The organism is Pantoea sp. SIMBA_079, from assembly GCF_046940275.1.
GTDB lineage: Bacteria > Pseudomonadota > Gammaproteobacteria > Enterobacterales > Enterobacteriaceae > Pantoea > Pantoea borealis.
In genome coordinates this window covers 1-260 of record NZ_JAWRYR010000510.1, presented here as the reverse complement: position 1 = coordinate 260, position 260 = coordinate 1, and the positions used below count along the sequence as shown (strand labels likewise).

Below are 260 nucleotides of genomic sequence, written 5' to 3'. Positions count from 1 at the left end.
CGAAGAACTGATCCCACAGGCGGATCTGGTGATTAACCTGACGCCGGACAAGCAGCACTCTGATGTAGTGCGCACCGTACAGCCACTGATGAAAGACGGCGCGGCGCTGGGCTACTCGCACGGTTTCAACATCGTCGAAGTGGGCGAGCAGATCCGTAAAGATATCACCGTAGTGATGGTTGCGCCGAAATGCCCAGGCACCGAAGTGCGTGAAGAGTACAAACGTGGGTTCGGCGTACCGACGCTGATTGCCGTTCACC

At 57.3% G+C, this 260-nt stretch carries 1 pseudogene; it reads left to right on the top strand.

What is annotated here, in order from left to right:
* Window positions 1-260, top strand: a pseudogene (locus SB719_RS20995) (ketol-acid reductoisomerase); the annotation flags it as partial.